The 12,563-nt window shown below is 61.9% G+C and carries 8 protein-coding genes; 2 read left to right on the top strand and 6 right to left on the bottom strand.

Going from position 1 to position 12,563, the window contains the following annotated elements; all coding sequences use genetic code 11:
* Nucleotides 1-54: 54 nt before the first annotated feature.
* The 4 genes from WNY80_RS10915 to WNY80_RS10900 all read right to left on the bottom strand — a co-directional run bounded on the left by WNY80_RS10915 (nucleotide 55) and on the right by WNY80_RS10900 (nucleotide 2,625).
* Nucleotides 55-801 carry a DUF429 domain-containing protein gene (locus WNY80_RS10915; protein WP_342887388.1) on the bottom strand — a complete coding sequence of 249 codons (747 nt, stop codon included), beginning with the start codon at nucleotides 799-801 and terminating at the stop codon, nucleotides 55-57.
* A complete protein-coding gene (pdxY, locus tag WNY80_RS10910; protein ID WP_342887387.1) occupies nucleotides 798-1,691 on the bottom strand; it encodes a pyridoxal kinase PdxY in 894 nt (297 codons plus the stop codon). Before pdxY ends, WNY80_RS10915 begins: the two co-directional genes overlap by 4 nt.
* Nucleotides 1,688-1,930 (bottom strand): hypothetical protein, encoded by a 243-nt coding sequence (locus WNY80_RS10905; RefSeq protein WP_342887386.1) that lies wholly within the window; start codon nucleotides 1,928-1,930, stop codon nucleotides 1,688-1,690. Before WNY80_RS10905 ends, pdxY begins: the two co-directional genes overlap by 4 nt.
* Before the next feature lie 119 nt (nucleotides 1,931-2,049).
* Complete coding sequence (locus tag WNY80_RS10900) at nucleotides 2,050-2,625, bottom strand: peroxidase-related enzyme (RefSeq protein WP_342887385.1); 576 nt, start codon at nucleotides 2,623-2,625, stop codon at nucleotides 2,050-2,052.
* 100 nt (nucleotides 2,626-2,725) lie between these two features.
* Here WNY80_RS10900 and WNY80_RS10895 point away from each other — a divergent pair, with 100 nt between their 5' ends.
* Both WNY80_RS10895 and WNY80_RS10890 read left to right on the top strand, forming a co-directional pair.
* The gene (locus WNY80_RS10895) at nucleotides 2,726-7,516 is read left to right on the top strand and encodes an NAD-glutamate dehydrogenase (RefSeq protein ID WP_342887384.1); all 4,791 of its coding nucleotides are present in this window, start codon (nucleotides 2,726-2,728) and stop codon (nucleotides 7,514-7,516) included.
* Nucleotides 7,517-7,546: 30 nt separating this feature from the next.
* A complete protein-coding gene (locus WNY80_RS10890; protein ID WP_342887383.1) occupies nucleotides 7,547-8,941 on the top strand; it encodes an MFS transporter in 1,395 nt (464 codons plus the stop codon).
* Nucleotides 8,942-8,983: 42 nt separating this feature from the next.
* On the opposite strand, the gene purH is transcribed toward WNY80_RS10890, so the two are convergent.
* Nucleotides 8,984-10,597 carry a bifunctional phosphoribosylaminoimidazolecarboxamide formyltransferase/IMP cyclohydrolase gene (gene purH / locus WNY80_RS10885; protein WP_342887382.1) on the bottom strand — a complete coding sequence of 538 codons (1,614 nt, stop codon included), beginning with the start codon at nucleotides 10,595-10,597 and terminating at the stop codon, nucleotides 8,984-8,986.
* A 135-nt stretch (nucleotides 10,598-10,732) separates the two neighbouring features.
* The gene (locus WNY80_RS10880) at nucleotides 10,733-12,436 is read right to left on the bottom strand and encodes a heparinase II/III family protein (RefSeq protein WP_342887381.1); all 1,704 of its coding nucleotides are present in this window, start codon (nucleotides 12,434-12,436) and stop codon (nucleotides 10,733-10,735) included.
* Nucleotides 12,437-12,563: the final 127 nt, after the last annotated feature.

Genomic DNA, 12,563 nt, shown 5'->3' with positions numbered 1-12,563 from the left:
GCCACCTCTCCAGGGCTGGTTTGTCTCGCCCTCGCGGTTCGCGAGACCGCCGGATCAGCCGTGGATCGCGATCAGGATCCCGTTCCTGTCCCGCATCGGGCTGGCTGGAAAGGTTTCTGTCAAACCCTCAGCATGACGCCCGGCCACCAGCAGATTGATGCTCGCATCAAGCAGATCATCCATGGCCGCCCCACGCGGCGGACCCTTGGTAAAGAGACCACGATCAATCCCGTGAGACGCAAGCACTTCCACCCGCTCGGCAATGCCTTCCGGATTGACCGCCCCGCGGATCTTTTTCGGTGTCGCCATCGGAACCATGTTGTTGAGCCGGCAAAAGGCAAATTCCGGATGACACTCGATCACGCGGTCGCGCAAGCTGACGTCAGCCTGCAGCAGCTGATCGATCTCCCTGATCTTGCCGAACAGATGGAACGCCTGTTTGGAAACCTTTTTCGCCGGATCCGAGCATTTCTGTGCCATATCGCAGGCCTCGCGATAGGTTTCGGCCTCCACCGCCGCCCGCGCAGGGATGGAAAACACGCTCGACCGGCGTGCCCCGAGATAGGGCCGGATGGCCTGTTCCGGTCCGCGTCCCGATCCGCCAATCCTGTCAGGCAGCCCGATCGGCATATCCACCGCTATGATTGCACCCGCGCCAAACTCCGCCACCAGATCGGCGAAGCGCACGAAAATCGTTACCTCGGGCGTCGTGTCGCAAGGGCGCAGCACCAGCGCGATCCAGCCGGACCGGCATCCGTCCACGCCGACAAGAACCTCGTCGGACGGAGAAACGTCCCTCACGGTTTCTTGCGGCCCGCCATCGACATCACCCGGCGCATGTTGACCATGGCCATCGGCGTCCGCAGACTTTGCGCGTCGGTCTCGAGCGTCAGCTCGTCGGCGCCGCGCCGCGCCGTCCGCGCAAGGATTTCAAACACGGCACCGGTTGCCATCTGCAGGGCTTTTTCCTCCGGCACGCCTTCCAGCAGCCGGGCAAAGAAAGTAGCCGACATCAGATCCCCCAGCCCATTGGGCGCATTGGGGATAAGGCGGTGCTCGGCCATCACCGATTGCCGGCCGCTGACCAGCAGGTTTCCGGTGCTGCCTGCCATCATCGCGATCGCCGAGGTAACCAGAACCCGCGCCGGACCCAGGGTTTCCGCCGCCGCCATCATCGATGCGGAATCGCTCAGCGTCGCACCCGACAGCCAGGCAAGTTCGTGCACGTTCGGCGTGGCGATATCGGCAATCGGGATCAGTTGGGATGCAATCGCGGTGGCGGTGGCTTCGGGAACGTAAAGACCGCTCGTATCGCCAATCACCGGGTCGCACATGTAGAGCGCATCCGGATTTGCCTTTCGCACGGCCCTCACCAGGCGCGCCACGTCGGCGGCTTGCCCCGCGTCACCCAGATAGCCGCTGAGCACGCCGCCAACCTCGCCAAGCCAGGAAGAGCCGCAAAGATCATCGATCAGGGCCGAGAAGTCTGCAGCTGACGGCACGATTCGGGTCGCCCGCGAGTGTCCCGGATGCCAGGGCAGAACCACCGTCGGCACTGCCCAGACCGGAAAACCCAGCGTTTCCAGCGCGAAAACCGCCGCGCGGTTGCCGACAGAACCCCGGACCACGTGGCTGGAAATCACGATGACCGACAGCCTGATATCGGGATTGCGCTCGCCTTGCGAACTCATCGCCACACCTGGCCGATCATCCACATCAACAGCCCGGCAAACGCCACAAGCGCCAGTCCGCGGGCGATCCGGGTTCCCCAGATCTCGATCTTGTCGTCTCCGTCGGCGTCCCTGGCGGCAAAATGATCGCGCACGCTGCTGGCCGCCGATTTCATCACCGGAGTGGCAGACAGCCCGCCTTCCTCGCCAAGCCGGTCGAGGGCGCGTTTTGCCTGGCGAACTGTTTCATCGTCTTTCATCACGAGGGCTCCCGGCCCGGTTCGGTCACATGCAGCCTGACACCAGGCTGCACACTGGACGGCAGGTCCGGTTCCAGATCCGGGCACCGGAGTCCTCCGTCATTTTTCATCCGGCCGGATCAGCGGGCAAGCCCGTGATACTCGGGATTTGGCCGCATGTCCGTTGCCGACGCCATCCGGTTTGTCATGTTGAAGAATGCCGCAACTGCCGAGATATCCCAAATATCACGGTCAGTAAAACCGGCATCGCGCAGCTTCTGCCTGTCGGCCTCGACAATCCTGGCCGGATCCTCGGTGACCAGGATGGCAAAATCAAGCATTGCAAGCTGCCGCGGCTCGAGATCGGCCACCCGGTAGTTCATCACCATCTGTTCGCCCAGCTCCGGCTTTCCGGACAATTGCCGCACCGCCGCACCATGCGCTGTCAGGCAATAGAAACACTTGTTGACCGAGGAGACCGCCACGGCGATCAGTTCGCGCTCGAGCTTGCTCAGATTGGAGCCGGCCAGCATCAGGTCATTGTAGAAGGCGGCAAATGCCTCGAGTTTTTCATTGTTGAAGGCATAGGCCTTGAGCACATTCGGCACCATGCCGAGCTTGTCCTGGCATTTGGCGAAATACGCGGTCATCTCCGCGCTCAACGGCGTTTCCTGCTCCAGATCCAGTGCGGTTACGGCTTCTTGCGGGCTTTTCATCAAAATTCCTCCAATAACTGGTTTTGTTCACGAAATCGGGTCGCTTTGATACACACTTCTGCTAGGATTCGACCAAAGATCAAGTCTTGGAGGGATTGGGATGGGGGTCAAAAACACCCGCAAGTCGGAAACACTCATCGCGGAAACAGCGGCGGTTGCATCCAAAGGCAAGAAGCCGCACATCAATCCCGAGGTGCTCTTTTCCAGCGTCAGCACCGACGATCTTGACCTTTTTCCGGCAGAAAGCCTTGCTGCGGCAGCAGTTCTGGCCGAATCCGAGGTCCGCGCATGGGATGGAAAATCGTCCCGGCTGAGCCTCGTGGACACGGATCAGGCGACGAAAGACGGTCGCGACACCTCGATTCTGGCGATCACCACACTCAACAAACCCTTCCTGTATGATTCGGTAATGGGCGAGGTCACCTCGGACATTCGCGACATCCTGATGGCGCTGCACCCCATCCTGGTCATCTCCGGCAAGAAGCCGGCCGTGCTTTTCTCCCATGGCGACGGCAGCGAGCCCTCCCAGAGGGTCAGCCATATCCAGATCCACATGCCCCGGCTCAGCGAAGCCGCGGCAAAAGACCTCACCACCCGTGTTCGCCATGTGCTCGACCAGGTTCAGGCCGCCGTCAGCGACTGGAAATCCATGCTGGCGATGATCGACCACAGCGCCGCCGATCTCGTGGCGCTCGATGTCGACAAGGAAACCGAGCCGGCGCGCCAGGAAGCCCTGGCCTTCATTGCCTGGCTGCGCGACAACAATTTCACCTTCCTGGGCATGCGCGAATATGTCTACACCGGCGACGGCAAGTCGGCTGAACTGAGCCGCGCCTCGACCGAGGGTCTCGGCATCCTGTCGGATCCGGACGTGCTCGTCCTGCGGCTCGGCAAGGATCAGGTCACCACCACACCGGAAATCCTCGATTTCCTCCAGGGGCCGGATTTCCTGATCATCACCAAGGCCAATGTCCGCTCGGTCATTCACCGCCGCACCTATATGGATTACATCGGCATCAAGCGCTTCAACTCGAAGGGCAAGGTGGTCGGCGAATTGCGCATCGTCGGGCTTTTCACCTCCACCGCCTACACCAGATCGGTCACCAAGATTCCGTTGCTGCGCTCGAAGGTGCAGGCCGTCGTCTCCGAGTTCGGCTTCGATCCGGAAAGCCATTCCGGCAAGCTGCTGCTCAACACGCTGGAATCCTACCCGCGCGACGACCTGTTCCAGATAGACAGCCATCTGCTGGCGCGGTTCTGCATGCAGATCAACGAACTGGCAGACCGGCCGCGCGTCCGCGTGCTGCCCCGGATCGACCGGTTCGACCGGTTTGTGTCGCTCATTGTCTATGTGCCGCGCGATCAGTACGATTCCATCGCCCGCGAGCGCATCGGCGATTATTTCAAGACGGTCTACAATGGTCGTGTGTCGGCTTACTACCCGGCTTTCCCCGAGGGCGGCGTCGCCCGGGTTCACTTCATCATCGGCCGTTCCGAGGGCAAGACACCGCAAATCCCGCAGGAACAGCTTGAACGCGACATCCGCTCCATCGTCACCCGCTGGGAGGACCAGTTCCGCGCCATCGGCGGTACCCGTTCCGAGCGGATGAGCGTCAGCCAGTCCTACAAGGAACGGTTCCAGCCCGAAGAAGCGCTGGCCGACCTCGACAACATCATCGCCTGCAAGGACACCGGCGCCATCCAGATCGCGTTCTATCGCGGCCAGGGCATGTCGGATGATCATCTGGCGTTGAAGATCTTTCACGCCGGCGAACCGGTGGCCCTGTCGCGCCGGGTTCCGCTGCTGGAAAACCTCGGCTTCAAGGTAATCAGCGAACAGACGCACGAGATCTTCCTCGACGAGAAGCAAGGCGTCTCGAGCACCGTTGTGCTGCACGACATGGAAATCATCCATGAGGACAAGCGCGGCATTGATCTGGCCCTCGACGGCGAGCGGCTTGAAGAAACCTTCCTCTCGGTCTGGCACGGCAATACCGACAATGACAGCTACAACCGCCTTGTCACCAATGCCGGCCTGACAGTCCGCGAAGCCACTGTGCTGCGGGCCTACGCCCGCTACCTGCGCCAGGCAGGCATCGCCTATTCACAGGAATACATTGCCAGAAGTCTCAACCATCATCCGGCCATTGCCGCCCAACTGTTCAATTTGTTCCGGATCCGGTTCGATATTGCGCTTAACAATACCGAGCGCGCGGAACAGGACACCAACCTGACCGAAGAGATCGAAGCCGCGCTGGCCGAGGTCCCGAGTCTGGATGATGACCGCATTCTCCGTCGCTACGTCAATGCAATCGAAGCCACGCTGAGAACCAACTACTTCCAGACCGGCCCCGACGGTGCGCCCCGTCCGGCTCTGGCCATCAAGCTTGACCCCAAGAGACTCGAAGGCATTCCGGAGCCAAAGCCTTTCCGCGAGATTTTTGTCTACGGTTCGCAAGTCGAGGGCGTTCACCTGCGCTTCGGCCCCGTCGCCCGCGGCGGGCTTCGCTGGTCCGACCGGGCGCAGGATTACCGCACCGAAGTGCTCGGCCTGGTCAAGGCACAGCAGGTCAAGAACGCGGTCATCGTGCCGGTCGGCGCCAAGGGTGGCTTCTACCCCAAGAAGCTGCCCGTTGAAGGCGGCCGCGATGCGGTATTCGAAGCCGGGCGCGACGCCTACAAGCTGTTTATCCGCACCTTGCTCTCTGTCACCGACAACATCGTCGGCGACGCCATCATCCCGCCGGCCAACACTGTCCGCCATGATGCGGACGATCCTTACTTCGTGGTGGCCGCGGACAAGGGCACAGCCACATTCTCCGACACGGCCAACGCACTCAGCCAGGAGCAGGATTTCTGGCTCGATGACGCCTTCGCCTCCGGCGGCTCTGCCGGCTATGACCACAAGAAGATGGGAATCACCGCGCGCGGTGCCTGGGAAGCTGTGAAACGGCATTTCCGCGAGATGAACATCGATATCCAGACAACGCCCTTCACCGCCGCGGGCGTCGGCGACATGTCCGGCGACGTGTTCGGCAACGGTATGCTCCTGTCGACACAGATCAGGCTGCTGGCCGCCTTTGATCACCGCGACATCTTCATCGATCCGGATCCCGATTGCGCCGTCGGCTTTGCCGAGCGAAGCCGGTTGTTCGAGCTGGGCCGCTCAAGCTGGCAGGATTACGACACCTCGAAGCTCTCGAAGGGCGGCATGATCATTCCGCGCTCGCTGAAATCGGTCGAGCTGACGCCCGAGGCCGCCGCCGTGATCGGACTTCGGCCCGGCAAGGCCACGCCGCAGGACATCATGACGGCAATCCTGTCGATGGAAACCGATCTGCTGTGGTTCGGCGGCATCGGAACCTACATCAAGGACGCCGGTGAGAATGACGCCGATGTCGGGGACCGCGCAAACGACGCAATCCGCATCCATGCCCGCCAGGTCCGCGCCAAGGTAATCGGCGAGGGCGCCAATCTGGGCGTCACCCAGAAGGGCCGCATCGCCTATGCCCTGAACGGCGGGCGCTGCAACTCCGATGCGATCGACAACTCCGCCGGCGTCAACTCCTCCGACGTCGAGGTCAACATCAAGATCGCGCTGGCAAACGCCATGCGCGAAGGCAGGCTCACCCGGGCCAAGCGCAACACCCTGCTTGCGACGATGACCGATGAAGTCGCCGAACTGGTGCTGCGCAACAACTACCTGCAGACACTGTCCATATCGATTGCCCAGGCCGAGGGGATTTCCGGCGTCGGCGAACTCAACAGGGTGATGGGCAATCTCGAATCTCGCGGCCTGCTCAACCGCAAGGTCGAGGATCTCCCGGACGATGTGGCGGTCGCAGAACGGGTAGCGGCCGGTCACGCCCTGACCCGGCCCGAAATCGGGGTGCTGCTCTCCTACGCCAAGCTGGTGCTGTTCGATGAAATCGTCGCCAGCACCCTGCCGGACGATCCCTATTTCGACGAGACCCTGAAATCCTATTTCCCTAAGAAAATGCAGAAGCCGCACGCGGAAGACATTGCCAGCCACAGGCTGCGGCGCGAGATCATCTCGACCCTGCTCGGCAACGATGCGATCAACCGCGGCGGGCCTGCATTTGTCATTGGCATGGGCGACAAGTCCGGCGCCACTGCCGCTGAAATCGTCAAGGCCTTCGTTCTTGCCCGCGACGGGCTCTCGCTCAACCAGCTCTATGCCCAGGTTGATGATCTCGACACCAAGGTGCCAGGCGCGGTGCAGAACGAGCTCTACGCCCGGATCGGCGACACGCTGAAGAATGTAACCGGCTGGGCGCTCAAGACCGGCGCGGCGCAGGGCGACCTCGGCACGGCTGTCAAGACAATGCAGGAAAGCATTGCCAAGCTTGACGGCAAGCTGTCCGCGGCGATGCCTGATTTCATGCTCCACGAAGCCGAACAGGCCCGCGATGACCTCGTTGCCCAGTCGGTTCCGCTCGAACTGGCAACCCGCATCGCCGGACTGGGAGCACTGACGCTGGCGCCCGACATCTGCCATCTCGCCGCGCATTCAAATGCGGACCTCGGCCGGGCAACACAGGCATTCTTTGCCGTCACCGAAGCATTCCAGCTTGGCCGGATTGCCGCGGCAGTGGACCGCATCCCGGTCTCGGATCACTTCGAGGGCCTGGCGCTGGCGCGCAGCCTCGACGAGATCTCCCAGGCCCGCAGGATCATTTCCGGCGCAGCACTCGACAGCAATCCGAAAGCTGCAAACCCTGCCGAGGAATGGCTCAAGGCCAACAAGGAGCGCATCGCCCACGTCCGGGGTCAGATCCTGACGCTGACCGACAGCGGTGAATTGTCCGTGGCAAAACTCACGGTCGCCGCCGGCATGCTGAGCGATCTTGCTCGATCCCTGCGAGCGTGAACCGATACCGGGCTGAAAAAGGGCAGCAAGATGACTGATGTAACCGGATTGCCGCCCGCACCCGTTGTCGAGCGCCGTGGAGTATGGGGATGGATGTTGTTTGACTGGGCGGCGCAGCCGTTCTTCACGGTCGTCACAACCTTCATCTTCGGTCCCTACTTCATCAGCCGCATGGCCAGCGACCCGGCAACCGGCCAGGCTGCCTGGGGCTACGGCATTGCCGCAGGCGGCTTGTTGATTGCCCTGTTCTCCCCGCTGCTCGGCTCGATTGCCGACCAGACCGGGCCGCGCAAACCCTGGATTGCATTCTTTGCCGTCATCAAGATCGTGGCGCTGTGCGGATTGTGGTTCGCGGCTCCCGGCTCCAATATCGTCGCTGTCGTCATGCTCTTCACCCTGGCCTCGGTGGCAGCGGAATTCTCCATCGTCTTCAATGATTCCATGCTGCTGCGGCTGGTGCCGAAGGCCGATATCGGCCGTGTTTCCAATCTTGCCTGGGGGCTGGGCTATCTCGGCGGCATGATTGTGCTGATCTTCATCATCGCCTTTCTCGCCGCATCGCCGGAAACCGGCAAAACACTGATCGGCATCGATCCGTTGTTTGGCCTCGATCCGCTGCAGGGCGAAGACGCTCGTGCTTCAGCACCGATCTCGGCGCTCTGGTACGCCGTCTTTATCCTGCCGATGTTCCTGTTCACCCCGGACGCGGGTGGACGCAGGGCGCTGAAGGGGGCCGTGCGCGATGGTCTGGCCGAACTGAGGTCAACGCTGGGGGAAGTGCGCCAGCGCTCGGGCATATTCCGGTTTCTGATTGCACGAATGATCTACCAGGATGGCGTCAACGCGTTGCTGGCCCTGGGCGGTGGTTTTGCTGCCGCGATGTTCGGATGGTCGATCACCGAGATCGGCGTTTACGGCATCATGCTCAATGTGGTCGCGATCTTTTCATGCCTCTATGCAAGCCGGCTCGACAGCCAGCTCGGATCCAAGCTGGTCGTGCTGATCGCTATCCTGCTGTTGCTGATCGCCACGCTGGGCATCGTTTCGACCGGACCGGGCTTTACCCTGTTCGGGGCGCTGCCTTTCGGCGACGGAGACACCGGCGGACTGTTCGGAACATCGGCCGAGAAAGCCTACATCACCTTCGGTCTGCTGATCGGAATTGCCTTTGGCCCGGTGCAGGCCTCGTCGCGCGCCTATATGGCCCGAAGTGTAACCGAGGACGAAGCCGGCCGCTATTTCGGCATTTACGCGCTGGCAGGCCGCGCCACCAGTTTCACGGCACCCTTCCTGGTCGCCACAGTCACCGCTCTCAGCGGATCGGCGCGTCTCGGCATGGCAACCATCACCATCTTCTTCGCGGTCGGCCTGATCGTTCTCTGGACCACGCCTTACCCGGCCGACCAGCCGCGCCGCAAAGCTTAGACCAGACCACCCGAACAGCTGCGCCGGGTGTCCGTCAGGCCATCAATGGCGGAAATGCCGCATTCCGGTAAACACCATCGCGATACCGGCTGCATCGGCTGCATCGATCACATCCTGGTCCCGCATCGAGCCGCCCGGCTGCACCACCGCCGTGGCGCCGGCCTCGATCGCCGACAGCAAACCGTCCGCGAACGGGAAGAACGCGTCCGATGCCACGACGCTGCCCTTGGTCAGCGGCGCTGCCAAGCCCAGCGCATCCGCTGCATCGACCGCCTTGCGCGCCGCGATCCGGGCCGAATCGACGCGGCTCATCTGGCCCGCACCGATTCCGACAGTGGCACCGTTGAGCGCATAGACAATGGCGTTGGATTTGACGTGCTTGGCGACGCGGAAGGCAAAGCCCAGATCGGCGAGTTCGCGCGCATCGGGCGCCCGCTTGGTCACCACTTTGAAATCTTCAGGCAGAACGATGCCGTTGTCGCGGCCCTGCACCAGCAACCCGCCGGCAACCGTCTTGACCGTGAGGCCCGGCTGGCGCGGATCCGCCAGTTCGCCGGTCACCATCAGCCGCAGGTTTTTCTTGGCCGACAGGATTTCTTTTGCCTCTTCGCTGGCATCCGGAGCGATGATCACTTCGGTGAACAGCTTGACGATTTCGCTTGCGGTCTCCGCATCGAGGGTGCGGTTGAGCGCAATGATGCCGCCGAACGCCGAAGTCTGGTCGCATTCAAGCGCCCGGCGATAAGCCTCAACCAGGTTTTCGCCGACTGCGACGCCACAGGGATTTGCATGCTTGATGATGGCGCAGGCCGCACGGTCGCGATCGAATTCGCTGACCAGCTCGAACGCCGCATCTGTATCGTTGATGTTGTTGTAGGACAGCTGCTTGCCCTGCAGGAGCTTCGCGGTGGCCACACCGGGACGCTGCTCGCCATTGGAATAGAACGCTGCCGCCTGGTGCGGATTCTCGCCATAGCGCATCACGTCCAGCAAGCGGCCGCCAAAGGCACGGTGCCGCGGCGCCTCAAGCGAGAGATCCGTTGCGAACCATCCCGAAACCGCCGCGTCATAGGCCGCGGTCCGAGCGAACGCCAGCGCTGCAAGTTCACGGCGCAGCGCCAAAGGAACCGAGCCGTCATGGCTGCGCAGCGTTTCGAGCACGCGGTTGTAGTCCTCAGGGTCGGTGATTGCGGTTACATAGGCGTGGTTTTTCGCCGATGCCCGGATCATCGCCGGTCCGCCGATATCGATATTCTCGACAATCGTCGCGGCATCGGCGCCGCCTGCCACGGTCTGCTCGAACGGGTAGAGATTGACCACCGCCAGGTCGATCTCGGCAATATCATGCGCCTGCATCGCCGAACGGTGTTCCTCGTCGGCCCGGATCGCCAGCAAACCGCCGTGAACGCCCGGATGCAGCGTCTTGACCCGGCCATCCATGATTTCCGGAAATCCGGTCAGATCCGAAACATCGCGGACCGCAAGCCCTGCCGCTTCAAGTGCCGCCCGGGTGCCGCCGGTGGACACCAGTTCCACGCCAAGCTCGGCGAGGCCACGCGCGAATTCCACCAGCCCGGTTTTGTCGGAGACCGACAGCAAGGCACGGCGAATGTGCACCAGATCCGGCACAGGATGGTTCTTGGAGACGACAGCCATATGGAAAATCCTTCGAAAACAGCCGCATCAGCCCGGCGGCGAGGATGCGTTAACACAGGCCGAAGGCTGATAAAACACGCAATTGGGCTTATCTGTGGAGCAAATCCGGGTTCGGCACGCAGCGGATGAGCGGTTCTATGCCCTCGGCAGGGTGGTGCGGATCAGCTTCCAGTCAATCTGCGATTGATCGCCGACTGTGAATTCCAGCGTGATCTGCTTGCTGGTCCGGGCGCCGGCAAGGTCGGCAAAATACACGTCTTCCTCGACCTGCGGGATAAGATCTCGCCCGACAAAAGCCCAGGATTCCCCGTCCCCGGCGGTCAGATGAACCACGCCATCCTCGTCCTGGGCAACCGAGATCGTCGGATGGACATGAAACCGCGCCACCGCCACGGTCCGGTCTTCCGGATTGGGCTCGCTTTCATCGGGCCTGAGGATCTGGTCCCGGCCCTGCACCTCGTGGCCTGATGCGAGCAATCTGACCTTGCGGCGATGCACAAGCTTCAGGCTGCCAACATATCCGTCATGGGTCGCGTCAAAGCCCTGATGCTTGCCCTCTTCGTCAAGCGGTCGCACCGTCACCCTGCGTACGCCGCCGGTGACAATCGGGCCGAGGAACGGCGAATGCGAGAAACTCAGGGATGACCGGTCATCCAGTGTGACGGTGCTGTGGGCAGCGGTCATTCGCGCGAAATCGGCATAGGGCGTATGCGAAATCACCGGCGCGCCGGCATTGACGATAAAACAGTTCGCACCCGAGGAAAGCTCGAACGAAAGACATCCCGCATGTGCCTCGCTCGACAGGATCCCCTTGGGCGGAGGACCGGTATCGGCAACCAGCACGACATTGCCTCCCGACAGTCTCTGATAGCGCGAATGCGGCATTTCCCGGAACGCGGTGCCGGAAGTCTCGTCATAACGCAACACACCCAGAAGCCGGTCCGCGGAAACGGCCGACGCCCCGTTGAACAGAACCAGTTCGCCGTTGGAATGGCGGAAAAACCGCAAGGCCGAAAACATCCGGTCCATCCCCGCAACCATGTTGCGCGGCGGTTTCTGACCCAGATTGATGTAGGTTTGCTTCAGCGGCAGCAGGTTTGTCAGCAACTCGATCAGAACCATCGGATTGCGTGAAACATGCCCGCCATCGGGCAGGATCTGGCCTTCGATTTCCCTGTCGAGATTGCGCGCCGCAGTCCGCACCGCCCCGGCACTGGAAGGCAGGCACAAGCTTGCCATCGCCAGCGCAATCCGGGCCTTGAAGCGGGTGGCATCACCCGGCATGGTCCCCGCCACATGCTTCAGATACCGCGTTTGCAGCGCGATGCTCTTGAGAAACCGGCGGTAAAAGCCGTGATCGGCACCGCGCAGCACGATCGGCGAATGCGAAAACCAGGCGATCAGCCGGTTGGCCAGCACATCGGGCTCATAGGCAAGCCCTGCAAGCTCACGCCCTTCCACCGCGATCCAGTCATCCACCAGCGCCCGGGCATTGGCGAAAGCCAGGTCGTGATCGGCTGCACGCATATGCCGGAGCCAGCCAAACCCGTGAAGGCTGCGGTTGAACGATTCGTTCGCAACCTCGATCTGGAACGGGCTTCCCCCGGCCGTGTCGATCATGCTGCCGCCCATGGCGAAACGGCCGGAATAGATTTCCTCGGCAATGTGCGGATCGGCAATGCGCAGATCTATCGGCGCCACGACCAGCCGGTCCGGGGTCCCGCCGGTAAACCGCAAGGCATTGATTCGGCCCAAAGCGATCCGGCGCGCAAACCGCCGCCAGATCTCTGTTCCATACAACTGCCCTGCACGTTGCGAATCGAGAATTGAAAATGCCAATCGGGAATTCCTGAAACCGGGTCCCGGCCCTCCACCGGACGAGAATCGTAACACAGACACTTGATTGTTCAACTGTCGCTAAAGTGAACCTGTCGGAGAGCAGTCGAAATTGCCATCCCGCGAGCCG

The organism is Hoeflea sp. AS16, assembly GCF_038900095.1.
In the GTDB taxonomy this organism is placed as follows: domain Bacteria; phylum Pseudomonadota; class Alphaproteobacteria; order Rhizobiales; family Rhizobiaceae; genus Hoeflea.
This window is presented reverse-complemented; position numbering and strand designations above follow the sequence as displayed.